Source organism: Leeuwenhoekiella sp. A16, assembly GCF_047946675.1.
Lineage (GTDB): Bacteria > Bacteroidota > Bacteroidia > Flavobacteriales > Flavobacteriaceae > Leeuwenhoekiella.
Map to the genome: position 1 here is coordinate 1169600 of NZ_CP172313.1, position 25535 is coordinate 1195134.

At 35.7% G+C, this 25535-nt stretch carries 26 protein-coding genes and 1 pseudogene; 18 read left to right on the top strand and 9 right to left on the bottom strand.

From position 1 onward, the window contains the following. The first annotated feature begins 338 nt into the window (after positions 1-338). The 7 genes from ACH3O9_RS04965 (at position 339) to ACH3O9_RS04995 (ending at position 6873) form a co-directional block, all read left to right on the top strand. Positions 339-632 (top strand): hypothetical protein, encoded by a 294-nt coding sequence (locus ACH3O9_RS04965; RefSeq protein ID WP_031427471.1) that lies wholly within the window; start codon positions 339-341, stop codon positions 630-632. Between the two features lie 18 nt (positions 633-650). Further along, complete coding sequence (locus ACH3O9_RS04970; RefSeq protein WP_031427470.1) at positions 651-2768, top strand: copper-translocating P-type ATPase; 2118 nt, start codon at positions 651-653, stop codon at positions 2766-2768. 206 nt (positions 2769-2974) lie between these two features. After that, positions 2975-3985 carry an MFS transporter gene (locus ACH3O9_RS04975; RefSeq protein WP_416446631.1) on the top strand — a complete coding sequence of 337 codons (1011 nt, stop codon included), beginning with the start codon at positions 2975-2977 and terminating at the stop codon, positions 3983-3985. Between the two features lie 56 nt (positions 3986-4041). Then, positions 4042-4893 carry an RteC domain-containing protein gene (locus ACH3O9_RS04980; RefSeq protein ID WP_031427469.1) on the top strand — a complete coding sequence of 284 codons (852 nt, stop codon included), beginning with the start codon at positions 4042-4044 and terminating at the stop codon, positions 4891-4893. A gap of 293 nt (positions 4894-5186) precedes the next feature. Beyond that, positions 5187-5471 (top strand): helix-turn-helix domain-containing protein, encoded by a 285-nt coding sequence (locus ACH3O9_RS04985; RefSeq protein WP_031427468.1) that lies wholly within the window; start codon positions 5187-5189, stop codon positions 5469-5471. Positions 5472-5474: 3 nt separating this feature from the next. Beyond that, positions 5475-6227, top strand: coding sequence for a hypothetical protein (locus ACH3O9_RS04990; RefSeq protein ID WP_031427467.1), 753 nt, complete (start codon positions 5475-5477; stop codon positions 6225-6227). Then, entirely contained in the window at positions 6211-6873 is a 663-nt protein-coding gene (locus tag ACH3O9_RS04995; RefSeq protein ID WP_034886801.1) for an ATP-binding protein, read from the top strand. Before ACH3O9_RS04990 ends, ACH3O9_RS04995 begins: the two co-directional genes overlap by 17 nt. 221 nt (positions 6874-7094) lie before the next feature. On the opposite strand, the gene ACH3O9_RS05000 is transcribed toward ACH3O9_RS04995, so the two are convergent. Next, a complete protein-coding gene (locus tag ACH3O9_RS05000; protein ID WP_416444929.1) occupies positions 7095-7769 on the bottom strand; it encodes an N-acetylmuramoyl-L-alanine amidase family protein in 675 nt (224 codons plus the stop codon). Between the two features lie 146 nt (positions 7770-7915). On the opposite strand from ACH3O9_RS05000, the gene ACH3O9_RS05005 reads away from it, so the two are divergent. The 11 genes from ACH3O9_RS05005 to ACH3O9_RS05055 all read left to right on the top strand — a co-directional run bounded on the left by ACH3O9_RS05005 (position 7916) and on the right by ACH3O9_RS05055 (position 19178). Then, positions 7916-8203, top strand: coding sequence for a hypothetical protein (locus ACH3O9_RS05005; protein ID WP_034886797.1), 288 nt, complete (start codon positions 7916-7918; stop codon positions 8201-8203). A 2-nt stretch (positions 8204-8205) separates the two neighbouring features. Beyond that, positions 8206-8490, top strand: a complete 285-nt coding sequence (locus tag ACH3O9_RS05010; RefSeq protein ID WP_073100513.1) for a hypothetical protein — start codon at positions 8206-8208, stop codon at positions 8488-8490. Continuing rightward, a complete protein-coding gene (locus ACH3O9_RS05015; protein WP_031427461.1) occupies positions 8477-10879 on the top strand; it encodes a TraG family conjugative transposon ATPase in 2403 nt (800 codons plus the stop codon). The genes ACH3O9_RS05010 and ACH3O9_RS05015 overlap by 14 nt, the downstream gene beginning before the upstream one ends. 4 nt (positions 10880-10883) lie before the next feature. Continuing rightward, positions 10884-11465: a hypothetical protein gene (locus tag ACH3O9_RS05020; RefSeq protein ID WP_031427460.1), complete on the top strand. Its 582-nt coding sequence runs from the start codon at positions 10884-10886 to the stop codon at positions 11463-11465. 1 nt (position 11466) lies between these two features. Further along, the gene (locus ACH3O9_RS05025; RefSeq protein ID WP_031427459.1) at positions 11467-12309 is read left to right on the top strand and encodes a hypothetical protein; all 843 of its coding nucleotides are present in this window, start codon (positions 11467-11469) and stop codon (positions 12307-12309) included. Between the two features lie 10 nt (positions 12310-12319). Next, on the top strand, positions 12320-12934 hold the full coding sequence (locus tag ACH3O9_RS05030) for a conjugal transfer protein TraK (protein WP_031427458.1): 615 nt from the start codon (positions 12320-12322) through the stop codon (positions 12932-12934). Between the two features lie 119 nt (positions 12935-13053). Next, positions 13054-13983, top strand: coding sequence for a conjugative transposon protein TraM (gene traM, locus ACH3O9_RS05035; protein WP_031427457.1), 930 nt, complete (start codon positions 13054-13056; stop codon positions 13981-13983). A 31-nt stretch (positions 13984-14014) separates the two neighbouring features. Further along, a complete protein-coding gene (locus ACH3O9_RS05040; RefSeq protein ID WP_034886790.1) occupies positions 14015-14848 on the top strand; it encodes a DUF4138 domain-containing protein in 834 nt (277 codons plus the stop codon). Positions 14849-14855: 7 nt separating this feature from the next. Next, positions 14856-15221: a hypothetical protein gene (locus tag ACH3O9_RS05045; protein ID WP_031427455.1), complete on the top strand. Its 366-nt coding sequence runs from the start codon at positions 14856-14858 to the stop codon at positions 15219-15221. A 200-nt stretch (positions 15222-15421) separates the two neighbouring features. Beyond that, entirely contained in the window at positions 15422-18442 is a 3021-nt protein-coding gene (locus tag ACH3O9_RS05050) for an Eco57I restriction-modification methylase domain-containing protein (protein ID WP_081868416.1), read from the top strand. Beyond that, on the top strand, positions 18423-19178 hold the full coding sequence (locus tag ACH3O9_RS05055) for a hypothetical protein (RefSeq protein WP_031427453.1): 756 nt from the start codon (positions 18423-18425) through the stop codon (positions 19176-19178). Before ACH3O9_RS05050 ends, ACH3O9_RS05055 begins: the two co-directional genes overlap by 20 nt. A 132-nt stretch (positions 19179-19310) precedes the next feature. On the opposite strand, the pseudogene ACH3O9_RS05060 reads toward ACH3O9_RS05055, so the two are convergent. From ACH3O9_RS05060 to ACH3O9_RS05095, 8 genes and pseudogenes are all read right to left on the bottom strand, one after another. Beyond that, positions 19311-20890 (bottom strand): annotated as a pseudogene (locus ACH3O9_RS05060) (type IV secretory system conjugative DNA transfer family protein). A 9-nt stretch (positions 20891-20899) separates the two neighbouring features. Further along, positions 20900-21931, bottom strand: coding sequence for a MobB family relaxase (gene mobB / locus ACH3O9_RS05065; RefSeq protein ID WP_034886784.1), 1032 nt, complete (start codon positions 21929-21931; stop codon positions 20900-20902). An 11-nt stretch (positions 21932-21942) separates the two neighbouring features. Next, complete coding sequence (locus ACH3O9_RS05070) at positions 21943-22323, bottom strand: BfmA/BtgA family mobilization protein (RefSeq protein ID WP_034886781.1); 381 nt, start codon at positions 22321-22323, stop codon at positions 21943-21945. 443 nt (positions 22324-22766) lie between these two features. Further along, complete coding sequence (locus ACH3O9_RS05075) at positions 22767-22964, bottom strand: hypothetical protein (protein WP_031427449.1); 198 nt, start codon at positions 22962-22964, stop codon at positions 22767-22769. Between the two features lie 11 nt (positions 22965-22975). After that, complete coding sequence (locus ACH3O9_RS05080; protein ID WP_031427448.1) at positions 22976-23356, bottom strand: DUF6876 family protein; 381 nt, start codon at positions 23354-23356, stop codon at positions 22976-22978. A gap of 83 nt (positions 23357-23439) precedes the next feature. Continuing rightward, the gene (locus tag ACH3O9_RS05085) at positions 23440-23784 is read right to left on the bottom strand and encodes a single-stranded DNA-binding protein (protein ID WP_031427447.1); all 345 of its coding nucleotides are present in this window, start codon (positions 23782-23784) and stop codon (positions 23440-23442) included. 74 nt (positions 23785-23858) lie between these two features. Then, complete coding sequence (locus tag ACH3O9_RS05090; RefSeq protein WP_031427446.1) at positions 23859-24203, bottom strand: single-stranded DNA-binding protein; 345 nt, start codon at positions 24201-24203, stop codon at positions 23859-23861. A gap of 682 nt (positions 24204-24885) precedes the next feature. Next, the gene (locus ACH3O9_RS05095) at positions 24886-25044 is read right to left on the bottom strand and encodes a hypothetical protein (RefSeq protein WP_164076249.1); all 159 of its coding nucleotides are present in this window, start codon (positions 25042-25044) and stop codon (positions 24886-24888) included. Positions 25045-25535 lie beyond the last annotated feature (491 nt).

Here is a 25535-nt window from a genome sequence, read left to right on the forward strand (position 1 = left end):
TTAAAAAGCATTTTGGATTATGAGTATGGTACGTAATCGCTGCCTAAAAGTAATTAAGCAGAAGTCACAGGAGCATCAAAGTGACTGTTCTTCCTTAATATTAGGAAGATCATTGGTTGAGCACTTATAAAACCCGTGAATAAAATTGTAGGTATCTTGAAAAAAGTACCTGACCTACGGTAGCAAAAATCAACATTAAGGCCTATGCCTTGGGAATTCGCATTAAGCAACTCAATTATACTGTTAACGAGAAATTAAATGCACAAGGTCTATTGACCTTTCAAAAATTTACCGAAGAAGACAACAGTTATTTTACAATGACTTATAAATAAAAATAAATGAAAAATTATGACACCCTTTCAGAAGCTATTAACGATTTACAGGCAAACGAATACCCTTATGATTTCAACTTAAAACCTGAATGTCTGGAATGTGCTTCCCTGAAAATTGAGATTCGACCAGAAGATTTTAATGTGGATAAAATATATCGCTTTGAAGGAATGAGCAGTACCGATGATAACAGCATTTTATATGCAATATCTTCCAAAAAAGGGCTTAAAGGTCTTTTAGTTGATGCTTATGGCGTCTATGCCGAAAACATATCGGAAGCAATGAGAAAAAAATTACGATAACACTTAAACAATACTATAATGGAAAATCACGAGCAGCACAAAAACAACGAAATGGACCATTCGAAAATGGATCATTCTAAAATGAACCACGAAAAAGAAGATCATTCCAAAATGGATCATTCCAAAATGAAAAATGGAGATGGAGACCATTCGGGTCATAATCCGGGTCACGGACAAATGGGTCACGACCATCATAAAATGATGATTGCAGACTTTAGAAAACGGTTTTGGGTAACGCTAGTACTTACTATTCCAATATTGTTCTTCTCGCCAATGATTCAAGATTTTTTTGGGTATGAATTTTTACTTCCCGGAAATTCTTATATTCTTTTTGCGCTTTCTACCATTGTATATTTCTATGGCGGATGGCCTTTTCTTAAAGGATTTGTTTCCGAAATAAAGAATGGTGCACCTGGGATGATGACACTTATATCTATGGCAATAAGTGTCGCCTATTTCTACAGTTCTGCAACTGTCTTTGGTTTACGAGGAGTTGACTTTTTCTGGGAGCTGTCAACCCTAATTGCTATTATGCTTGTTGGTCATTGGATAGAAATGAAAAGTGTATTAGGCGCTTCAAAAGCATTACAACTTTTAGTTAGTATGATGCCTGCCGAAGCTCACAGGGTAAAAGGCGACACTATTGAAGATATACCACTTGAAGATTTGTTAAAAAATGACGTGATTTTGGTAAAGCCTGGAGAGAAAGTTCCAGCTGATGGTATCATAGTAGAAGGTTCAAGTTATTTAAACGAATCAATGCTTACAGGGGAGTCCAAGCCTGTGAAAAAAGAAGAAAAGGATAAGGTAATAGGTGGTTCAGTAAATGGCAATAGCACTTTGAAGGTAAAGGTGGAACATACAGGAAAAGACAGCTATCTCAATAAGGTTATTACGATGGTTGAGGAAGCACAAAAGACCAAATCTAAAATGCAAAACCTTTCCGATAGGGCAGCAAAATGGTTGACTTATATAGCTTTGGCTATTGGTTTTGGTACGTTGGCAGTTTGGCTGATTTTAGGCTTTCCGTTTGTGTATGCATTAGAAAGAATGGTTACCGTTATGGTCATCGCTTGTCCACACGCATTGGGTCTTGCAATTCCTCTTGTAGTTGCCATTTCTACTGCTGTATCTGCACAAAATGGATTATTAATCCGTAATAGAACTGCCTTTGAAGAATCACGTAAGATATCCGCCTTACTATTTGACAAAACAGGGACTTTGACCAAAGGGGACTTTGGCGTTACTCGAATCAAATCTGTAAATGCGTCCTATTCAAACGATGAAATCTTAAGACTGTCAAGTGCGTTGGAACAAAGTTCAGAACATCCAATTGCTGTTGGGATTATTAAAAAAGTTAAAGAAGACAATATTACAATCCCAAAGCCTGAAAACTTTAATGCGATCACTGGTAAAGGTGTAGAGGCAAATGTAGAAGGAAAGCAAGTAAAAGTGGTTAGTCCTGGTTATTTAAGGGATGAAAAAATAACTATTCCTGAAGATGCTTATAGTGACGCTGCTGAAACTGTTGTATTTGTATTAATTGAAGGACAACTAGCAGGATACATTGCGCTTGCTGATGAAATAAGACCTGAATCTGCGGAAGCTATAAAAATATTTAAAAAGAATAATATCAAAGTTTTGATGGCAACTGGGGATAACGAAAAAACAGCCAAAGCTGTGAGTGAAAAATTAGGGTTGGATGGCTATTATGCCGAAGTGCTACCACACCAAAAAGTAGAAATTGTAGAAGAGTTGCAAAACAAAGGAGAGTTTGTGGCTATGACTGGAGATGGCGTAAACGATGCGCCCGCACTTGCCAAAGCTGATGTAGGAATCGCTGTTGGTTCTGGTACTGATGTAGCCGCCGAAACAGCCGATATTATATTGGTAAATAGCAATCCACAAGATATTGCAAACCTAATTTTGTTCGGAAAGGCTACATACAATAAAATGATTCAGAACCTAATATGGGCAACTGGGTATAATGTGGTGGCCATTCCATTAGCTGCAGGTGTTCTATACTCTTCCGGCTTTGTTTTGGGACCAGCTGTAGGAGCGGTATTTATGAGTTTGAGTACAATTATAGTGGCTATTAATGCGCAATTATTGAAGCGAAAAATCGGTAAAAAATAAATGGATAGAAAAGAAAAACTCAACAGGATATTTTTAATTCTATTGAGTTTGTTTGTAGTGATGTTGGGCTATGGCATTTTATTACCTACCCTTCCCTATTATACCGAACGATTAGCGTTAAAGGACAATCTTGATACTGTGACCTTATCAATTTCCATATTGGATTGCTTACGAGCATTTATCCATTTTTTCAGTTATTATTTGTGGTGGTTTGGGGAAAGCTTTCAGACAAATACGGTCGTAAACCCATTATTATTTGTGGACTAATCGGTTTTGTAATTATGCAATTACTTACTGGTCTGGCCACATCCTTGACAATGCTCTATATCGCTCGAATCTTTGGTGGTATTTTCACGTCTTCAGTTATTCCAGTTAACAACGCATATTTAAGCGATATTACTTCTGAAAAACGGAGAACAAAAATAATGGCTTGGTCTGGCGTTGCCATTAGCTCTGGGGTTATTTTCGGCCCTGTCATTGGTGGCTTTTTATCCCAAACTGACATTCATATAAGATATTCTATAGGTCTGCTGCATTTAGACCGATTTTCAGTCCCCTTTTTATTCGTTGCCATACTAGGATTAATTGTCCTTTTCGTTGTGATGAAATGGCTAAAGAACACCGCTCGTGTAGATAAGTTCACTACAAAAAAAGTAAGCTTGCGTTTCACATTTACTAAATATTTTATCGTATTACTGGTATTATCCTTTGTCATTCAATTTGTAGTGACTTTGTTTGAAACTGCTTTTTCAATCTATGGTAAAGATGAATTAGGGTTTAACAGTAATCAAGTCGGTATTGGTTTTATGCTATGTGGTTCAATAATGGCTGTTTTACAACCCGTGTTCGCTACTTACGGAGAGAGGTTTTTATCCACAAAGAAACAAATTGCTCTAGGGCTATTTATATCTGGATTATCCTTAATAGCCTTTCCATTTTTTAATAATGAAATTTTGGTATATGCATTAATCATTGTATTTGCTGCTGGAGGTGCTATGGTAACACCAAATTTGCTATCGGCCGTATCACTGACATCAAACAAAGATACTGGCAGGAACATATCTATCCAGAGCTCGACCAATAGCATTGGTCAGATTCTAGGCCCCGTTTTAGGAACGTGGCTGATTACAGGTGGTTTTTACTATCCTTTCATTATTGCCGGAATCATTGTTTTGGTTGCTATTAGCACTCTATTTTTTCTTAAAAATCCGCCATAAAATACATACGTATTACTTATAGATGTTTAACCCAAATCCAAAGCCCCAATAATACTATGCACAAGCTAATTCATATAATACTAGACAATTATAAAGAGGAAATAAAAATAGTTGAGGAATCTAACCTTGGCGATTTCAATAATGTTGAAAAAGGTATTTCCATTTCAAGACGATATTTACAAAAGTTACGAATATGTGTTAGGGAAAATGAATTCGTGGATCAACAGAACGAAATAATATTCTTTAAAAAACATAAGCCTTACATCTACAGCAGATTAAAATTTTATGCCCAACTCTATAATTTTTTAATAAATAGGCCTGCGGGAACAATAAAATCCCAAGAAGAATTTATAGATTCAGAAATAAATAGGCTTCAAGAAAGCAATAGACGAAATATAGACTTTATCAAATATTACAGAGAGGATTCTGAACTTTTAGATGAATTTTATTTTTTACGCGGACACGACAAAATTAGCTTGGTTTCTGACACATCACACTTTTATACTGATGCAGAATTTTCTACAAGCCACGATAGCGCTATTGCAAAAATTATGGCATATGACCTTCTAATTAGCCACTACGTTGGGGAATTAAGTTATTTAAGAGACCTCTCCTACAGTAAACCCAATAAATTGAACACTTTATCAAATGGTGAGCGACTTGGTTGGACAGCCTCAAAAACAGACCTCATTGAATTGATTTATGCCTTACAGGCATCTGGGGCAATAAAAAGTGGTACCGCTGGCATTAAAGAAATGGCTTCAGCTTGTGAGGATATATTTGAACTCAAACTCGGAAATGTATATAGAACTTTTCTAGAAATTAGAGAACGAAAAATTGACCAAACCAAGTTTATCGATAGACTAAAATCAACACTTTTAAGGCGAATGGAAGAAACGGACGGATAATTTTTTTAAAATTCAAAACGTTAAAATTTTTCCCAAGTTGGGTTGAACTTGGGAAAAAGTAAAATTAATTTTATTTATCGTCATTTGGTATAGATGATTTAAAGAACAAACCCCAAATAGAACTAATCTAAACCATTGAAAATGAACAAATAAAAACACCCTACTTGGGTGCAACTTGGGATTAAAATCCAATAAACCATCCCAAATTTGTAGAACGAAAGTCAAATCAGATCAGGGGCTATCAAATTAGTTGAAATCGAAACGATAGTCCCTTTCTTTAAAATCGTTCTATTATGCCAGCAAATATTATTACCACCGACGACCTTCGAGAATTCAAAATGGAATTGCTTGATGACATTAAGAATCTTCTATCTAAACAAGCAACTGGAAAACTTAAGAAATATCTAAAATCTTCCGAAGTAATGGATTTGCTTCAAGTCAGTCCAGGGACATTACAGAATCTTCGCATAAACGGAACATTGCCATACACAAAAGTTGGGGGTATTATCTACTACGATGCCGAGGAAATTCAAGGCGTGATGACATCAAATCGTGTACAGCACGGTTTAAATTCTTAAGCGATGAACTACATAAAGCTACTTAATGCGGCATTTGAAAAATTCTATTTCGATGACCGCCTAAATCCCACGCACATAACCCTTTATATGGCGCTATTTCAGGAATGGAATAGTAGTCGGTTTGCAGATGAATTTTATGTGAATCGAAGGGATTTGATGCGAGCTGCCAAAATAGGCTCAAAATCTACGTATCATCGATGCGTTACAAATTTAGACTCGTGGCTTTACCTATGCTATTTCCCATCCAACAATCCATACAAGGGCAGTAAAATCAAGATGTCCATAATTGGGACTAGTGATGAACCTGTTTCGGGACAGTACAATCCCATATTAGAACAACTTGCGGAACAGTACCATCCCAGAGTTGTACCGCTTGAGGGACACCACCATCCCAAAAATGGACAAGTTGTGGACTTGCACCATCCCACCAGTGGACAAGCATTGGTATCTACTATAAACAATACCAAACAAATAAACAATATAAAACAACCAAAGGGCTGGCAGGTCGTTATTGATTTTTTTATTGAAAAAGGTTTTATTGCCGATGAAGGAAAAAAATTCTTCGAGCATTACGAAACTCGGAACTGGAAAACGAGTGATGGAAATGAAATTAGAGATTGGCGTGCTTTGGCCACGAACTGGATGGACAGAACAGAGCTATATACCGAGGAAAACAAACCAAACAAAAAACAACCGTCCCAAATCAAGGACAACTTGCGAACCACTAAAAACAAAGATTATGGACAACCCCTCTAAAATTACCGAAGGTGGCGTGGAATACTCGCTCGGAAAGTTTGATGGTAAAAGCGTTCTCTACGATTTTGACAAAATCTTGATTTACTTGGATGCAAAGGGAAAGTTGCTCTTTGGCAAACAATTTAGAATCTATGATGAGGACACGGTTATCATCCGCAAACTATGCCATTATTTCATCAATGATGAAGAAAATTGTCTGAAAGATGATATCGATCCTGACAAGGGCATACTTCTTTCAGGGCCTGTAGGGTGTGGAAAGACCACTTTGATGAAACTACTGCGATACATTGTGCCAATGCAACGACCATATGAAATGATTCCCTGCCGAAATGTAGCGTTTAGTTTTAATCACTTGGGATTTAAGACTATCGAGGAATATGGTAATACAAAATTTTTCTGCTTTGATGATTTAGGCGTCGAGCCTGCTGGAAGGTTTTATGGCAAGGATCTGAACGTAATGGGCGAAGTGCTCTTGTCTCGTTACGAATTATATCTGCAAACCAAAAAGAAAATTAAAACCCACGCCACCACTAATCTGAACGCTGAAGAACTGGAAGAACGCTACGGAAATCGTGTTCGAAGCAGAATGCGTGAGCTGTTTAATTTGATTGCTTTTGATAAGCGGGCTAGGGATAAAAGGAAATAATCGCAGTAATAGTTAAACATTGGCAAATATTTGGTATTCTGCCAAAACTTAATTTAAATAATTAGAAGCAACACTTATCATCCAGACTAGATTTACGAGTTTAATAATAGGGAATAACTCAACCTCTGAAAGATTTATATAATAAAATCACTTCTGAAATAAACTGCTCTATTATAGCTTTCAAGCTTTTGGTCAACTCTAAAAAAATATCTTTCATAATTCTAATGATTTTGAATGGATAACAGAATGGATAATGCGATGCGCTGAATATTTATGAAATCTGAAATATAGCTGCCTTCATCTATATTACTCAAAAACCCCAATTCAAAAAGGACAGAGGGACAATATCCAACCGTTTCCCGTAGAACTTGAAAATTTGCAAACTTCACACCCCTACTTTCAAAACCCAATTCTTTATTAAGCACAGCTTGCAATTGAAAAGCTAACCAAGTGGCATCTTTTGTATATTGTGAATTAGCTTTTGCTACATATACTTCCACTCCTCTAGCGTTCGGATTATCGGAATGATTGGAATGCAACGAAATAAATACATCTGCTTCCAAAACTTTGGACAATTTGCTTCTATCGGTTAAAGAAATAAGCGTATCGCTATATCTCGTCAAGTAAATATCCATTGGATTTTTAGACTGTTCATTGAGCTTCAAAAGTTCCAATGCAATATCCAGTACAACATCCTTTTCTTTGACGCCATTTATTCCAATAGCACCAGAATCTTTTCCACCGTGTCCAACATCAATTACAATTTTTTTTGAGTAGAAATTTCCTGCCCAAAAATGATGCGCATTTTTGAGAGCAAAAACACAAAACTGACGTTTTTGAGCACTTTTTTCATTTTCAATTTTCAGGTTATCAACAACCTCCTTGCAAAAATCCATAGAATTTGATGCTAAATAATAACAACGGAATTCAAACTAAATCAAATAATATTTTATTCACAAATATTTGATTATCAGTTATTTATGTTCAAATATATGTAAATTTCCAATAACGAAAATGAACTAAAAATTTAAACTTTTCCGTTATGAAAAAATCACACTATTTAGCATCCATTCTTTCGCTCTTATCCACTTCGCTTTTTGCTCAAATTGGTGGCATAGAAGATTCAGTTAACGATGTGGGCGACACTATCCGAATTATTTTTCCAATACTACTCGGTGTAATCTTCCTTGTAGGTTTCCTGTTCAACGCAGGACATTTTTTTGGGGAAAATGCAGATTTAAAAAAGGGGATTACCCGAGTTTTAGTATTTGTATTGATTGCAGGTGCCGTCGTAGGCATATTTACTTACCTCATAGGAATTGTTGTATAACGATGAAGAAGTTTGAGGTCTATAAAAACATCAGGAAAAGGGCGGTCATTTTTGGGCTGCCCATTTCCCTGTTTGCCTTAATGATGGTTTCCGTTTTGGCTTCCTTGCTCATCATCATCTTCTCTTTCAGCTTTGGGATAATAATAGGTGTACTGGTATTCAATGCTGCATTATATGTCGCCTTGACTCGAATAAACCACAATCCGCAGCTTTTCCAAATGGCAAAAGCATTTCCACAAATCATCAGTAACAAAAGAAATTCAGGCTTCGATTATGAACAAGATTAATCTTTCGGCATATCAACCCATTACGGATATTCAAGATAATATCGTATTTGCCAATAATGGCAATGTGGTATTATGTTTTGAAGGAAACCTACCCGAAATCTATTCTTTGTCCGAAAAGGATTTTGAAGATATGCACGGTGCTTGGTTTCAGGCTTTAAAATCTTTGCCTGTTGGAACAGTGGTTCACAAACAGGATATCTACCTGAAAAAATCCTATTCCTCGGAACAGCTTCCGAATAAAACCTTTTTAGAAAAAGCAACCCACGAACATTTTAAAGGCCGTACACACATAGAGCATAAATGTTATCTGTTCTTCATCCTGACCAAAAACAAGGCCCTCAACAATCCAAAATACGTCAATCCCTTCCGAAAGGTTTCAAAAGGAATTGTACAAGAACTGGATGACAATATCAAAAGCTTCGTCAATTCGGTAAGCGACTCTGTTTCCTTTATAAACAATAGCAGAAAAATGGCGTTCCTTCCGCTTAAAGCGGAAGAGATTCAGAAGCTCACTAGTTCCTATTTCAATGGATTCAACGAAGGCTTTGATACTGACATAATACTGGAAAAGAAAAGCGTCAATATTGGCGAAAACCATTTTGATGCCCTTGCCATCAATAGCGAACTGTGCTTTGGCGAAAGTGTACAGAGTAGCAAAACCAATGAGAAATTCACATCAGATGATTTTGTGTTTCATCAAGGGTTTATTGATGGTCTTGGGCTTACGCTTAATGAAAATCATATCGTCAACCAGATAATCTATCTCGATGATAAACAAAAGTGGCGCAAGCTGCTCGACAAGAAGATTGAGGAACTGAACAAGAGTTCCAATTTTGGTTCTCAAAACAAAGTGGTACTAGGCAAAATTCAGCATATTCTAGACCAAATCAATGCGGATGACAATGCACGGATTATACGTGGTCATCTCAATATTGTTTATTGGGCAAAAGAAGGCAAAGAGCTCGACAAGATAACCTCAAAAATAAAGACCGAATTTAAGGAATTGGATATCATCCCGTATTATCCAAGAGGCGAAGAACGTAAGAATTACATCCTAAATAGTTACTGCTGTTTCTCTTCCAACTTCTCAAATAATGATTTGTATGTGACAGATTTGAAGCACGCACTTTGCCTGTTCATCAACAATACAAACTATAAATCTGATAACACCGGAATCATCTTTAATGACCGTGAACATAACATTCCTGTCCTGAAGGATGTTTGGGATGAAAAGAAGAAACGCATCAAGGCAAGAAACTTTGCCATTTTTGCGCCAACAGGCGAAGGCAAATCCTTTTTGGCCAATAACATCCTGCGCCAATATTTTGAAAGTGGTGTTCGTCTCGTTATTATCGACTTGGGTGGCTCATACACCAAGTTTGCTAAACTCTATCCTGAAAAATATACAGTACTGCGTTATGAGAGCGGGAAGAATTTGGGCATTAATCCATTTTACATTAGTCATCAAGATGACCTCACTCCAGAACGTTTGGAAGATTTATCAGTTTTCCTATTCGAGCTGTTTGCTTCAGATTTAAAAGTTACAAAAGCTCAATCAGTTTCGGTCAAAAAGATACTGCGTCATTATTACGATAACATTCCAGAAAATCACTCTTTAGATGGTTTTTACAGCTTTATAGAAAGGAATCAGAAAGACCTTCTGGACACCTTAAAAATCCATCCCGATTACTTTAACGTCACGAGTTTTTTGCACGTAATGTCCGAGTATGTCGGTGATGGTCTATATAGTTTCCTTTTTGAAGTGAGCGAAGACCAGACGTACAAAATCGAGGACAAACGCTTGATAGTTTTTGAACTGGATGAAGTAAAGGACAATAAGGAAATCTTGTCTGTAATGTTGAAGCTGATAAAGTCAGCCATCCAAAGAACTATTTGGAAAAACCGTGCTGAAAAAGGTATCATCCTTTTCGACGAGTTTGCCAAGCAACTGAAGTTTGAAAATGTTCTGGAAAGCGTAGAATTCTACTATCAAGCCATACGTAAACAAAACGGTGCGATTGGGATTATTCTACAATCCATTAATCAATTGCCTAACAATTCAACTTCAGCCAGCATATTGGAAAATACGCAGGTCATTTACAGCCTTAACAATGAAAAAGGTTATGACGAACTGGTTAAAAGACTCAACCTTTCAAGCCACGATTTAAACCAATTAAAGTCCATCAAAAACAACCTTTCCGGACCACGGAAGTACACCGAAATGTTTATTAAAATCGGTAGGGAAAGTAACATATTCCGTCTTGAAGTTCCGAAGGAAGTCTATGCGGCTTACTTAACCGATGGTCAGGAAAACGAAGAAATAATGAAGCTCTACAACGAGCATCACGATATGGAAAAAGCAATAATTCAATTCACATCTAAAACATAATATTATGAAGACAAAAATCAAAATTTTACTAATGACAGTAGCATTGACCTTATTTATGTCGGGTAACGCTACTGCACAGGGAATGCCCACTTATGACAATACCAATTTTATCAGCTTGGTAAAACAACTCTTAGAATCTGGCAAGCAGACAGCTCAAATGATTAAGTCTGTAAAATTTTTAAAAGATGCAAAAGAGGCCATCGAAAAGGTTTCAAGTGTGGTTCAGCAACTTAGAGCAGTTCAAGAAATTGCAGACAACAATCAACGCCTTATCAATGTAATGCAAAATGATTTACAGGATATTTTAAACTCGCCTTACATCAAACCAGATGAAGTTTCAAGAGTTGTGGAATCATTCGATGCCATAGTTCAAAATTCATTGGACACGGTGGATTTTATTGATAAAATCCTGTCCAGCGACTATCTAAAAATGAGCGATGCCGAACGTGCCGAAATTCTTAAAGCAAAAGAGTTGGAATCAAAGCAAATGGTTTCCAGCATAACCACTAAAACAAAACGCTATCGTGATATCATTTCCTTCAGAAAAATGCAGGATAAGGTAAATAACCGCGAAACAGGATATTAAAATGACCGCAACTATACTTTTAGGGATTGGGTTGGAATACATAGATGCGGTGTTCCAGACCATACAGAGCAGCAACTTCTCGCAATACACTATTGCAGGGATGAAAACACTTGCTGTTCTGTTTTTTCTGGTCAACATTCTTAAAAAATACAATGAGGGTATTGCAGACAAAGACGGTTACACTTGGGGATTGAGTCCGGGCGAATTGGCCAAGAATTTTGCGGTCATTCTCTTGGTCATTTTCTCTACACAGGTTTTAGGTTTCTTCGATGGTATTTTGGTTGCTATCGAAGGTCAGTATCGAGGTACTGCACCAACATTATTGCCTTTACAAATGCAGGATATTCCCATTGAAGAAGATGTAAGCCTTATTGATGCTGCAAAAAACGCAATGACATTGCTTTACGAAGCATTGGTTACACCGCTCTATGGATTCAAGATATTTTCATTCATCATCGGTATCTTCCTTTGGATTCTTGACCTTTTTATTTATCCGTTGTTTTTGGCTGAACGCTTTTTCCTTTTGGGAATTATGCAGGCATTTTTTCCATTAATCATCAGTCTGGCAGTATTCGAAAAATTCCGTTCGCTCGCCTATAATTTTTTCAAATTGTATGCAGCGGTCTATATGCTCGTTCCTGCTTTTTTTCTGGTCAACGTTTTTGTAAATGCACTCTACACGGAAATAGACACAAACTTTTGGAATAATCTTTTTGGCACCGATGTGGGCGAAGGATTCTTCGCTCCTGTTGTACAGCTTGGTTCGGTTGGCTTTATCGTATTTCTGAAATTTAAACTATACAGACGTGCAACATCTTTCACATTAAGGCTATTTACCAATTAATCCAATCGAAATGAAAACACCTTATAAGAATATTTACAATGTCCTAAAGTTGAATAGGTTTATCGTTTTAGCAGTCGTGGTATGTGCCTTTTTGGCTAGCACATTTTCCGTTTGGATGGCATTTACTACTCATAAAAGTGCGATAAACAGTGCCTTTGCCATCAATACCGACGGTAGTATAATTCCGCTTAAACTCGTTACCCAAAAAGAAAATTTCAGGGTTGAAGCTTTGGCACATTTAGAACTATTCCATAACTATTTCTACAATATCGATGCGAGCAACTATGAACGTAATTTGGAAAAAGCGCTTTGGTTGGGCAATAGTTCAGTTGACAACCTTTATCGCCAAAAGAAAGCGGATGGTGTTTATAACCGATTGTTGCAATATTCCTTGGTTCAGAAAGTGTTGAGTATTGATTCAAAGATAATTGAAAATAATGGTTCATATAGTTTCACTACGACCACCATTTTTGAAATCAATAGAGGTTCCATTATTGACACCTACGAACTGGTTTCAACTGGAAACCTCATAATGGTCAATCGGAACTTCCCAAACAATCCACACGGATTATTGATAACCGATTATTTTGAAAACACCTTAAAAAAACTTAACAATGAAAATTGAGCCGATAATCGGCATTTATAAACCACGATTATGAAATGAGCCATAACTGTTTTTGATACTAATCGAAATATTGGTTGGCGAATTACATCTGACCTTTAAAAACAAATAAATATCAACAGATGAGAGTAGAAAAGAACAAAATAGTATTTGCAGCGGTTTTGGCAGTAATCTTCATTTTCCTGATATCATACTCTATAATGGTTATGGGCGATGATGAAAGTGAAAATGAAAACCTTGAACAGACCTTGATACCCGATTTGGAAGAAAATCAAAAAGAATACGATTCCAAACTGGATGCCATCAATGATTTAAAGGAAGTACGTGAAAACAATGCACCGAGCATCTATGATGAAAAACTGATTGATTCCTTGGGATTCTACGACCCAGATTTACCAGAACGCGAAAAAGAGCGTATTGTAGATAGCATCTATGAAGCTGGCAAAATTCAATATTCATCGAAACGATACCAAAACTTAGGACATAAAAGAACTGTTCGCAAAGCGGTATCAAAAATTGATTCTACTGAAGTAAAAAGAGAACAAAAAATTGAAGCCAAAGAATTAGGCTTAGAACATCAATTGTTCTTTGCCGCATCGCCAAAACCCAACGAGTTTTCAATCATCGGTAATACTGATGAAACCATATATGTAGTTGTCGATGGCGACCAAGTTGTGAAAGTAAATACCAGATTACGAATGCGCCTTACCAAACCTGCAACAATAAACGGTAAGCAGATGCCTAAAAACACACCAATTTTTGGTTTTATAAGCTTTCAGCCCAACCGTGCATTGATAGATATTGAGAACATTAAACATCATCCTACTAAACTCAAAGCATTCGATTTGTCAGATGGTAGTGAGGGCATTTATGTCGAGAACAATTTTAGAGCTGAAGCCACCACCGAAGTCTTGGACGATATTATTGGCGACATCAACATTCCAACCGTACCACAAGTTGGTGGTATATCCAAAGTACTCAGACGTAACAACCGAAACGTAAAAGTTACGGTATTGAATAATTATAAATTAATTCTAAAACCTAAATTATGAGCCCATAATGGGCATTTAAAAACACATTCTTATGAAAAAGTATATCATAATTTCCACTCTTGTTTTAAGTTTCGCTTTCGCGAAAGCGCAAACAACTACAATCCTCGATACCATATATGCTAACGACACCAAAAACGTTGCATTATTCTTCCCTGAACCTATTCGGCAAGGTATAACCGGTTCAGATAATTTTGTTTTTACCTACAATCGTGAAAAAGAACAGTATTTTGGACTTCTACAAGCAAAGCCTGGTAAAGAAAGTAATCTACTGGTAGTCAATAGAAATGGTTCAATTTTTTCGTATATTGTAAGATATAAAAAACAGCTGTCTAAGCTCAATTATTTCATTTCGTTATCCAATAGTATAGGGAATGAGAAACCGATTAAAGTCGATTCTATTCTTGCTGAATCCTCTGAAGAACGTGTAGATAATAGAACATATTACTATCAAAAATTCTGCTCGTATCTTCTTAACAGAAACCAGCGTATAGGTCGAATTAAAAAGCGAAATGAAGGTATCGTTTTGAGTGTTGAGAATATTGTTTTTGATAAGGAAGAACTCTACTTCGTTATCCAGATTGAGAATAATTCTACGTTGGATTATGATTTGAATTTCTTAAAACTCTCTGTTGAAACAAGACAGAAGGGGAAAAAGAAATCGTTACAACGACTGTATCAAGAACCGATTTTCAAACATAATATGCCTTCTAAAATCACAGAAAACGAAACGGTTCGGTTTGTTTATGTCTTGCCGAAGTTTTCGCTATCCAATGACCGCAGAGCAATTTTTGAACTGCACGAAAAAGATGGCGAACGTAATATTGAACTGAAAATATCACATAGTTATATCAATAACCCAAATTAGTAACGTTATGAAAAATTTAGTCATTTGCTCGCTCGTATTGTTGTTCTTCTCGTGTTCAGAAAAAAAGAACCTTTCCCCTTCTGAAACCGCTAAAGTTGTTGCCGAAAGTTTTTATCAAGGTGATGAAGCTACCTTGAAAAAATTTACCACTTCGGAAGGCTATGCAAACCTTTCAAGCATTCAAGCAATGTTTACTGAAGATAAAGATTCAGAAGCTAATTTTAAAGTGGTGGATGAGGCTATGGATGGCGAGGTGGCTTGGGTAAAATATGCAACAGCTTATGACCCAAAACCGGGTGTTTTTAAACTGGTTCAAAAAGATGGCCAATGGAAGGTAACCCATAATGGACCGAGGGATAAAGGGCCTTTTTAAGATAAACAGACTATTTTCGGAATTTATGTGGCTTAAATAAAACATCATTCTGTTCCGCTTGACAAAACAAATACAATTTATCTTATGGATGGTCTATTAAAACTTCTATTTTTGTGTAAATAAATTTTTGATTTCTAATCGAGCCATTAAATAACATATTAAATCAATTAGGGCTAATTGAGCACCGAGCTGTCTATTTTATGGATAGAGCAGATGGTATTTCCTATGATGGATTTGCCCCTGAAGTTAAGCAGAAATTAGAAATAATTAATCCTGATGCTTATTACGTTTTTAATCAGCAACCCTTATTGCTTTTTTTTTATCTTGATGAAAATCATCTGTCAACTCGTGAATTAGATATTCATAAACAAGTATGGTCGTTTGACAATTCGCCTGTGATTTTTATTGTTAAAAATCAAGATGTAAAAGTTTACAATGCTCTTAATTACCATAAAAAAGAAAGAACTCTGGAAGAAATTCCCTTAAATGCAGAGGAAAGACAATCAAAATTTTCTTTTTGGAATTTACAAAGCGGACTTACTTGGAAATGGTTGCAATATGAATATTTCGAAAATACAAAGAAAAATAATTTTCGGAAACGGGTAAATGATCGATTGTTTCAAAATATAAGCTCTGTTAGACAAATTTTAATAAGTAAGCCTGATGGACTTACTGAAAACGAAGCAAATTCCTTAATCCTCCGATTAATTTTTATTCGTTATTTGATTGATAGAGGGGTTAAAATTGACGATGATGAAATCACAGGAAATAGCATTGATGAGAAAAGATTTAGCTTTAGTAAAATAATTCAGGATCCTGCCAAATTGGACAGCTTGTTTATTAAGTTAAATAAAAATTTCAATGGGGTTCTATTTAAAGAATTCGATATAAAATTAACCTCAAGCCAATCTCAATTTCTAGCAGATGTTTTTAAAGGAGAAGTCCAAGAACAAGGAACCTTGTTTGATGGATATTATTTTCACATATTTGACTTTTCAATTATTCCTGTAGAAGTAATTTCTGGTATTTATGAGTCATTAATTGATGAGGAAAAAAGAAAGTTAGATGCTGCGGTATATACACCTCCTTTTTTGGTGGAATATATTTTAAATGATACCATAGATAAGTATTTAGAAAACAGTCATACATCTTCCTGCAAGATTTTTGAGGTTGCGGTGGGTTCTGGAATATTTTTAGTCCAGTCTTTAAGAAAGATGATTGAAAAAGAAATTAACTTAAATGGCAAAGAGAACAATAAGGATTTCAGTACATCTATCAGGAATATAGCTAAAAACAATCTTTTTGGTATTGATATTAATCCGGAGGCTTTAAAAGTAACTTGCTTTTCAATATATATCGCTCTCTTAGATTACCAAAATCCAAAGGATATAGAAAAATATCCTTTCCCGAATTTCTTAGGAGAAAATTTATTTGAAGCAGATTTTTTTGATCTTGACCACAAATTCAACGAGATTGTTATAGGACAAAAACCTAATTTTATTTTAGGAAATCCGCCTTGGAAAAAAGATAAATCGTATAAACACTTAGAATGGGTCAATTCCAGTAATACTTATAGCAAAAAAATTAAGGGCAAATTAGAAATTGCACAATCCTTTTTATTGCGTTCGAATGATTTTATGCAAGTTGATACTGTTACAGCCTTAATAGTAACCAGCACCGTTTTTTATAATGTTTCAACTACAACCAGAGAATTTAAGCATAAATTTTTAACTTCCTTCTGCTTAAATAAGTTTTTAGATTTATCAGCTGTCAAACAATCTCTTTTCGAGCAGCAAGAGAGCCCAACTTCGATAGTCTTTTATCGCCAAGCGAAAAGTGAAAATCATCTCGAAAATTCTGTCGAACATTTGAGTATAAAGGTGAACTCATTTTTAAAGTATTTTAAAATGTTGGTCATTGAAAAATACGACAACAAGAAAATTGCTCAAAAACATTTTGTTGAAAATGATTGGATGTTTAAAGTCGCATTATATGGAAATATTTTAGATTTTGGATTTATAAAAAGGTTAGAGTCTCAAAATACATTAAAAATATTAGATTTAATAGATGAGAAAACTACTTTCAAAGGAGCTGGTATAGAAAGGGGGCTGGATGCAAAACCATATCCAAACTTAATTGGACTGCCAATAGTTGAAAATAGTGAAATAAATGAATACTATACACAGGTAAATAAGGCCAAAACTTTAGGAGAAGCAGATGTCAAACTCTCAAGAGGGAGAAAAATAGAGATTTTTAAAGGGAGTAAAATTCTATTAAAGGAGCAGAGTAAGAATTGGAATAAACCAGTCATTTCTTATTGCGAATCGGACTCGGTATTTAGAAAGGGTACTTTTGCAATCTCTTCATTTAATAAAAATATAATCAAGCCTATTTATGGTTTATTGATTTCAGAAATGGCTACTTATTATATGTTTTTAATTGCGAGCGCTTGGGGTGTTGGTACAAGGCCCGCTATTCGATTTGTAGACGAATTTTTGAACATTCCTTTTAATAAGCCAGATAATTCATTGAATGAGGAGCTTATTAAATTGGTAGATGAATTTTTGAATTCTTTCCGAAAGCATTATTCAGATTTTAATCTAGGAGAGCCTGAATTTGATGACAAGATTTTCTTAAAAATAAATGGGTTAATTGCTGAAATTTACGAAATTAAAGACTATGAAAAAGATTTAATAGATTATGCCCTTAATGTCTCGAGATACCAATTCCAAGAAAGCAAGCAAGATTTGGTTACGGATTTCACTCACTTTAATTTTAATCATTACAGAAACCAAGATTTCGTTCTACAAAAATATGCAGAAGTTTACCTAAATGAAATTGGGAACCTTTACGAGGATGAATTTATTCAAATAGAGATTTACATTTTAGATTATTTCATTGCAATGAACTTTGTTCTTTTAAATGTAGAACCGGAAGAAAAAATTATATACCCAAAAGATAAATTTGATGAAAAAGAAGTATTGCAAAGGTTGGCAGACAATTTAAGTATATCTCAAATTACAAATACGCGTGATCCTCTAAAAAACTTGTATCTACAAAAGGACATTAAGGGATTTGAAAATAATTCATTTTATATAATTAAACCAAATGAGTATAAATGTTGGCATCGCGCCATCGCTTGGTATGACGCAGCAGAATTTAGAAACACTATTGAGCAAGCAGAGTTTAATGACTTAAGTAATGAAGTTAATGATTTCTGATGCATCCCAATTCATACAACATAGGAAAAATACTTTTTCTATAACTAATAAAAGAATACAGCAAATAATTTCTTACGTATGCGAATGTTACGGGATTTGTCTAAAGGAAAAAACAAAAAATCCATACTCTATTAATGCAGTCAAAGAGAATAGTACATTATCATTTGAGGACTATTTGAAATTTGATTTAGTAGATAATTATCTCAACGTTAAAAAACACCTATTAAAAGATAAAATCTCAAAATTAGAAGATATTCATTTTGCTGCTGAAACCCAAGAAAGATATATAGACCTTGTTGATTCTAAACAGAAACCCGATAAAATTGATATATACGTGGATAGATTAGGACTTCAAAGCGAATGGATGTCCAAAAATAATCAGGTCTATTTTGCAATAGAATGTAAACGAATCAGAATTTTATCGGACACAAAAGCTTATATAGGTGACATTAGAAAAGTAGCAAATAGAAATCACACCAATTTAAGGCTTCCTTTTGAGGGACAAATAGCCTTCATTGAGAATTTGAATATAGACCATCACAAAGTAATGACAAAAGCCAATAGTATTTTAAAAAAAGATATAGAAATCAATACTCTTCAATATTTAAAATTCCAAAGTTTTCACAGTTTTTTTCAAAATACCTACAGTTCAGTTCACACAAAAAATTTTGGGGGAAAAGAATCATTTTATGTTTACCATCTACTATTTGACTATAGTCAGATAGTAATGAATTAATCGGCGAATAAGTTTTAATGATACGGTTTTTGGAATACTATAGATGATTCATTCCATCCTTTTTCTCAATATAGATGCAGAAAAGCTCAATGATATTTAGGTTAACGAAGAAAGTGAGGTCTTTTTTCCTTACTATTCAAATATAGACCTCGCTTCCTCAAAAATCCTCTCAAAATTAGCCTCCAAATCCGCCTGAGAATATTGCTTCGATTCTTTTGGAAACTCTCTTTTTATGTTGGCCAATTTAAACTGCACCTTCTTATCTTTCCCATCAGCATACGTGATAAACTCGCCCTGTTTTAATCTGAAAAACACATCTGCTCTAATTTCGGGATTTCCTTTTCGCCTGTAGTAATACGTGTATCAAAATCCAAGTTATGCCCACGACTTATACTTTTTGTTGGGTCTTTGATAATCTCAAAAAAGCGTTCATAGTATTTGGCTGTATCTGGGTCGTTGACCTTGCCAAAAAACTGATAGGAAAGATTGCTCAAAATTGCCTTGCTTGCCTTATCGCCATACATCATATCGTTTTGGATTTTGTCCTGCATTACGTAAATCGTAGAAATGTTATAGCTCCGCAGGGTTGCTGGGATGCGGTGCATATTCAAAAGACGAATAGTGGGGGCTTCTTCCATCATAAGAAATGAAGGGTTTGCATTGCGCACACTCATTTGTTTTGTAATGGTATGGATAATGGTGGCGATTACAGGCGAATACGAAGTTTCAAATTTGGGATTGTTCACAACCGAAATCACGGTAGGATTTTCAGGACTATTTATATTGAGTGGTACTTCATCCGCAGACAATGCCATAAAAATCCGTTGGGTGCTGATTCTTTTAAGCGCATTTGCCAAGGTGCTTTTCACACCTGCAGTTTGCCTTTCGGAATCCTTTCCGCTAATAAATGCATCCGCCATTGCCCTCGATGTGGTATTGGTTTCCAAAAACTGGATAAGGCTTTCTGTATCCAGATATTGATAAATGGCAATCAAGTGTGGAAGGGTACAGAATTGTGGATAGGTAGTTTTTAATTTCCAAATCAATCCACCAATCAAGCCTTCCGCAGCATCATTAAAAAATTTTGTAGTTCCAGTTGTTCCTGATTCCCTTTGTTCCAGAAGGTTTTCAATTAACACCCTTGAAACCTCATTTACGCTTTCCTCGTTCTCTAAATAGCGTGGCGCAATAGGATTTACCCTATGTATGATTTTATCAAAGGAAATGACCTTAAATGGGATATCGCCATCCTTAAAGAGTGGATAAGCCATTTCGGTCAGTTCAAAATCTTTGTAATCGTGAATAATTCCGCAAAATCCTTCTTTTTGAAAGTGTTTCAGGAATCCATACACAACACTCTCGGTCTTTCCACTTCCGGCAGAACCTATTATGGATGCACCTCGTTTGATGTTATCCAGTTTAAAATTTCCTTTCGTGGTGGCAAAATTGACTTGATATTTGGCATTTCCACTTTTAGGCTCGTCCGTTTTATGCAAGAATACATACATTCCTATATTAATTAATGTCAGAGGACAAACCAAATAAAGTGCTATTTGAAACAATGGTAATTGTTCATTTAAATAATACACAAAAGCACCAATCAATAGAAAATTGACGACAAATGCATATCTGCTTATCCGAAATATTCCATAAAAAACACTACTGGCCAAACCAATAATAAAAAGTACCGTTACGAGATTGTCCATTTGCATAATTTTAAATTAGATTCCTATGGAACTTGATTTAATGGCCACCTCTGCACCACGTCGTAGCCTATTAAAAATTTTCATCGCCAATTGTACCTTCGTAACAGGAATACTCGGCATCATAGGAATGCCACTTTTTTCCATTATTTTGAACGCTAATGCTTTTTCATTGGTGGGCAGTTTCATCAATGATGCAAAATAGATTTTCGGATTCTTAATGAAATCCTTTCTTGCCTTATAAGTTTCAGCGAAGTTCCTTTGATAGCCAAAAGTCTTATCAAAAGTCTTTTCTGCTTTCTCAAAAAACCCATCTCTATCAAATCCCCGTTTTACCGTTTTACCATTTAATTCAACGTCGGAAGCTTTATATTTACTTCCAGGTGACAAACTGAATCGGTTTGATGCATCCTTGCGGCTAACGATAATATGTATATGGCTTTGGTCTCCTGCTTTTGGCATTCCTTGTACTATTCGTTTTCCGTTCTGTTGGTGCGGTGCTTCTCTTTCTAGTTTCCCGATTTCTTTTTCCAATTTTTTCACATTTCCTTCTGCTCGCCCCTCTTGCACATTTCGGACTTCAGTTTTTAATTGAAGTATTTTTGTGGCAAAAGGCTGGTTTTCCTGCACCTGTTTATCTGTTCCTTTAAAGGTTCTTTGGTGTTCAATTTTTGCGTAGTATTTTATATCATCGATATTGACCGGTCGCCCATTTATTTCACGGTTGAATGAAGCCACATAATCCTTCATAATCTCCCGGGTATATTTTTGCAAATCTTTACTATGGTTTTGCAACCGTTTTAGTTCGTATTTTGAAGGGCTTACGGTAATGGAATAAAACCGTGGCTCGTGCTTTTCGAGTTTTGCCGTATTGCCATCAATTTCCCTGACCACTTCCTCTGCTGAAATCTCGTCGCCATTTTGATTAAAAAAATGCTCCATATCCTGCTGTTCCAGTCCTTGGTTTTCCTTCTCCAGATAACCCACAAAATCAGCCGAACTTTTAGAATAATTGCCACCCATTTTTTGGGGTGTAATTGTTATATACATAGCTTAAAATTTTAGAGGTCGTTATTAAGATTTTGCTTTTCTCGAAAGCGTACTTCCTTTTTTTCTTCGGCATATTTCTTTTCCACTATCAAAGGTTTTTTGCTTGGCTGTTCTGTCTCAAATAGAGATTGAATCATTGCAACTGTAGGCTTGGTTTGGGTCTTTTCAACGTCCCTCATTATAGCGATTACGGCATTGATTCTTTTTAATAGTTTGGCTTCGATGGTTCGCCCTGTCGGACCTAATTTTTCTTTTGGCGATATCTCGTTGTAGAAGAAAAAATCAAGTATAGCTTCCATCGTTTCGGTATGCGTCTTGAAGTGCTTTTTTGAAAATTCTTGAAAACGTTTGGCGGTTTTCCTTTTGAACCTGATAGTGATGAATGAATCCATTTTCTTTCGCTTTTTTGTGTGTTTGACGTAAATCCATCCCTATTTACAAGCTGTTTGGGGGCATTTGACGCAAATCGAAGAAACTTATATAATCCATTAATTTTCAATTACTTGAAATTCAATGGTTTATGCGCTAAAAGGAATATGTAACGTGGCTCTGCCCGTTACCCTCTTGCTATTCCTTTTCGTCACGCCAAAGCGTGACAAAAATTTCATACAATCTGGCTAAAAAGCCAATTGCCCTTTTAGGAATTCGGAAATTCCAATATGTAAAATATAGATGGATACAGCTACCAGCGAAAGTTAAAAATGGGATAACTATATGAATTTATGTGTGCTGAATTTCAGCGAAATAAAGATACGCTTTTTTCTCGACTTGAAATTAATTGCATACAAAAACACCTCCAAAAATTTAGAGGTGCTTGACTATAAAGTTTAGAAAATTAGATGTTGAAAATAAACGTATAGGAATATAAATTTCGCAATGCTTCTTCCTCTATCATCGTTTCAAAACAGGTATAATTTTCTCTTACGTATTTGCGAATATCATCGCCAAATTTTCGTTCCACATCCTTTTTGGAATCTTCCAAAAGACGGTTTTGAGTTTCCTCGCTCAAGTCTGTAAAATTCAGATAAACCATAGCTTTAAAATTTAGTATTCGCTTGGTAACATCAGCGTATCATTTACAAAAAATAACCGCAGTTCATCGAGTGGAAAATCGGTTGCCCGATAACCGTGTTTTTCCAAAATATTATCATTGCCATCGCTGTAAATTATCTCGGCTTCATAACCCGAATAATCCTGTTTTTCTTCGGGCAATCTTTTGAAGTCTATGGTTATAAATTCGCTTCGGTTCATCAGACTTTTTGCAATCACGGAAGTGTCCGTAATGAGCCAAAAACAATCTGCCACATTAGCAAGATATTTTAGTCCGTCCGTAAAACGTGTTCTTAATAATGGGATTTGATAGAACATTTCCGTTCCGTGAAAATGTTGCAATCCTTCTTTGATTTCGTTAACTTGTGCTTTCATTGTTCATTTATTTTAAGTGAATAATTAAAAGAGGGCACGAACTAATTGAAAACTGGTATCTGTGCCCTCTTGGATTTTTATGGTTACTTACCATTTTTAGACCCGAGCAAAAGAATTTCTCTTGCTACAACTTCGGTATAGTATCGTTTTTCGCCTTCCTTGGTTTCATAAGAGCGTTGCGCCAATTTGCCCGCAATGGCAATTTGTTTTCCTACTACTGCATATTTCTCAATGATTGAAGCAAGTTTTCCCCAAGCCACAATACTATGCCAATGGGTTTCCGATTGCTTCTGCCCTTTTGAGTCTTCGTAATTTTCATTTGTAGCCATTGAGAACTGCGCCACAATTTTTCCATTTTCAAGATTTGTAACCTGTGGGTCTTGCCCAATGTTTCCAATTAACTGAACGTGATTTTTAATAGTTTTCATAATAAAAGTTTTAAAGATTATTAATAAAAAAAGGGCGCAACGTTTGAGAGGTACGCCCTCTAAAATTTCAATGATTACTTATCATTTTTGCTTCCAAGCAAAAGGATTTCATTTGCTTCGATTTCGGTAACATATCGCTTGATACCCTCTTTATCCTCGTAGCTTCGGGATTTCAGTTTTCCCGTAACACCTACTTCCTTGCCTTTATCAACATATTTTTTAATAATTTCGGCAGTCTTGCCCCAAGCTACAACGGTATGCCAATTAGTTTCGGTTTGCTTTTCGCCTTTGGCATCCTTGTAATACTCGTTTGTTGCGATTGAAAAACGGGCTACTTTTTTTCCGCTTTCAAGGTTCGTGATTGTTGGCTCTTGTCCAACGTTTCCGATTAACTGTACGTGATTTTTTAAAGTACTCATAATAAAATATTTAAAGATTAATTAAAATGCTATCTGAACCATTCAGACAGTTTGCGTTTATATTTTTTTGAAGTGATTTACTTATTATATCTTGAGCGTTTTCCTTTTTTGTTTTTTTTGGTGTCGCTTCCCTTTGTATGTTTTTGTAAGATTTCATAAGTTTTATTTTAGATTTACTTCCCATAGCGCCCTCGCTGTTACCTTTTTTTGTTGCTGATACAGTTTCAAGATTTTGAAATGATAAGGACTTATAAAAAGTGAAGCGCAGCGTAACGGTTTATGCAGTCTGTTCAAGTTCAAAATGTTGGTATTTTGCTGGCAAAAAAAGGTTAGGGCAGCGAGGGTGCGGAAGTATTTCTAAAGACTTTGTGAAGTACAATAACATAGGAAGTGGCACCAAATGATTAAATGGAATTCCGATTTGGCGGACTCCGTTCACGATTTTGGATTGGGAATGAAGCGTTCCGCTCCAGCGCAGCGGATCGGGTTAGCGGAATGGAAAGTAGAAATTGGGGATGGTGTCCAAGACCTATTTAGAGAAGCTCTTTTCCCGCAATGTAGCTTTTCGCGAAATGCAGGGGAATGTGCTGAACGGGTTATGAAATTCGTATTCAATAAAAGGTTAATATTACTTTGGTGAGTAGTTATCTCATTCTACAAAAGGTTCTTTCTGATTTTCAGATTAAACATTACTTAATACTTGGTAGTAAAGGGGATGCTTTTCTCTGTAGTAAGCTAAATGACTCTCCGCACTTTCAATAGTGTAATTTTCACTACTCAATTGATAATGTTCTTCTGCTTCTTGCAATGAAATGTCGGATTTTACAGTTGTATTTTTCATAATGTTAAAATTTTTGGTTAAACAATATTTGAGCAGAAACCAAACGGAAGCTAAAATCTTGGCTCAAAAGGAAACGGAATAAATAAGCAAGGGAAGAAGAGATGGCTTTATGCCGTAGTCTTTTGATGAAAGTATTTTACGAGTTTACCTTGCGTGTATATTGTATGATAATTAACTTCCTTTTTTAAACGGACTTGATTCACGATTTTGGCAAGGGAATGTAGTGTTACTTTCCAGCATAGCGGAAGGGTTAACGGAATGGAAAGTCGAAATTGGGGATTGTGTCCAAGACCTGTCCAGAGAAGCTCTTTTCCCGGAATGTAGCTTTTCGCGAAATGCAGGGGACTGGGCTGAACGAATTATGAAAACTGTATATCCTTTTGAAGTAGAACGTCAAGCGGACTTAACTTGAAAGGTGTAGGTTGAAATGGAGTTTGACCACTTCCCGATTTTCTTGGGAATGAGTGGGCAAGTGGAAAGGAAATCGGAAG

Coding starts and splice junctions, on each gene's coding strand:
- ACH3O9_RS04970 (WP_031427470.1), top strand. CDS start 651: ATGGAAAATCACGAGCAGCACAAAAACAACGAAATGGACCATTCGAAA.
- ACH3O9_RS05010 (WP_073100513.1), top strand. CDS start 8,206: ATGAAGAAGTTTGAGGTCTATAAAAACATCAGGAAAAGGGCGGTCATT.
- ACH3O9_RS05015 (WP_031427461.1), top strand. CDS start 8,477: ATGAACAAGATTAATCTTTCGGCATATCAACCCATTACGGATATTCAA.
- ACH3O9_RS05025 (WP_031427459.1), top strand. CDS start 11,467: ATGACCGCAACTATACTTTTAGGGATTGGGTTGGAATACATAGATGCG.
- ACH3O9_RS05090 (WP_031427446.1), bottom strand. CDS start 24,203: ATGAGTACTTTAAAAAATCACGTACAGTTAATCGGAAACGTTGGACAA.
- traM (WP_031427457.1), top strand. CDS start 13,054: ATGAGAGTAGAAAAGAACAAAATAGTATTTGCAGCGGTTTTGGCAGTA.
- ACH3O9_RS04980 (WP_031427469.1), top strand. CDS start 4,042: ATGCACAAGCTAATTCATATAATACTAGACAATTATAAAGAGGAAATA.
- ACH3O9_RS04985 (WP_031427468.1), top strand. CDS start 5,187: ATGCCAGCAAATATTATTACCACCGACGACCTTCGAGAATTCAAAATG.
- ACH3O9_RS05040 (WP_034886790.1), top strand. CDS start 14,015: ATGAAAAAGTATATCATAATTTCCACTCTTGTTTTAAGTTTCGCTTTC.
- ACH3O9_RS05050 (WP_081868416.1), top strand. CDS start 15,422: ATGGATAGAGCAGATGGTATTTCCTATGATGGATTTGCCCCTGAAGTT.
- ACH3O9_RS05075 (WP_031427449.1), bottom strand. CDS start 22,964: ATGGTTTATCTGAATTTTACAGACTTGAGCGAGGAAACTCAAAACCGT.
- ACH3O9_RS05070 (WP_034886781.1), bottom strand. CDS start 22,323: ATGGATTCATTCATCACTATCAGGTTCAAAAGGAAAACCGCCAAACGT.
- ACH3O9_RS05080 (WP_031427448.1), bottom strand. CDS start 23,356: ATGAAAGCACAAGTTAACGAAATCAAAGAAGGATTGCAACATTTTCAC.
- ACH3O9_RS05000 (WP_416444929.1), bottom strand. CDS start 7,769: ATGGATTTTTGCAAGGAGGTTGTTGATAACCTGAAAATTGAAAATGAA.
- ACH3O9_RS05095 (WP_164076249.1), bottom strand. CDS start 25,044: ATGAAAAATACAACTGTAAAATCCGACATTTCATTGCAAGAAGCAGAA.
- ACH3O9_RS05045 (WP_031427455.1), top strand. CDS start 14,856: ATGAAAAATTTAGTCATTTGCTCGCTCGTATTGTTGTTCTTCTCGTGT.
- ACH3O9_RS04990 (WP_031427467.1), top strand. CDS start 5,475: ATGAACTACATAAAGCTACTTAATGCGGCATTTGAAAAATTCTATTTC.
- ACH3O9_RS05085 (WP_031427447.1), bottom strand. CDS start 23,784: ATGAAAACTATTAAAAATCACGTTCAGTTAATTGGAAACATTGGGCAA.
- ACH3O9_RS05030 (WP_031427458.1), top strand. CDS start 12,320: ATGAAAACACCTTATAAGAATATTTACAATGTCCTAAAGTTGAATAGG.
- ACH3O9_RS04965 (WP_031427471.1), top strand. CDS start 339: ATGAAAAATTATGACACCCTTTCAGAAGCTATTAACGATTTACAGGCA.
- ACH3O9_RS05005 (WP_034886797.1), top strand. CDS start 7,916: ATGAAAAAATCACACTATTTAGCATCCATTCTTTCGCTCTTATCCACT.
- mobB (WP_034886784.1), bottom strand. CDS start 21,931: ATGTATATAACAATTACACCCCAAAAAATGGGTGGCAATTATTCTAAA.
- ACH3O9_RS05020 (WP_031427460.1), top strand. CDS start 10,884: ATGAAGACAAAAATCAAAATTTTACTAATGACAGTAGCATTGACCTTA.
- ACH3O9_RS05055 (WP_031427453.1), top strand. CDS start 18,423: ATGAAGTTAATGATTTCTGATGCATCCCAATTCATACAACATAGGAAA.
- ACH3O9_RS04995 (WP_034886801.1), top strand. CDS start 6,211: ATGGACAACCCCTCTAAAATTACCGAAGGTGGCGTGGAATACTCGCTC.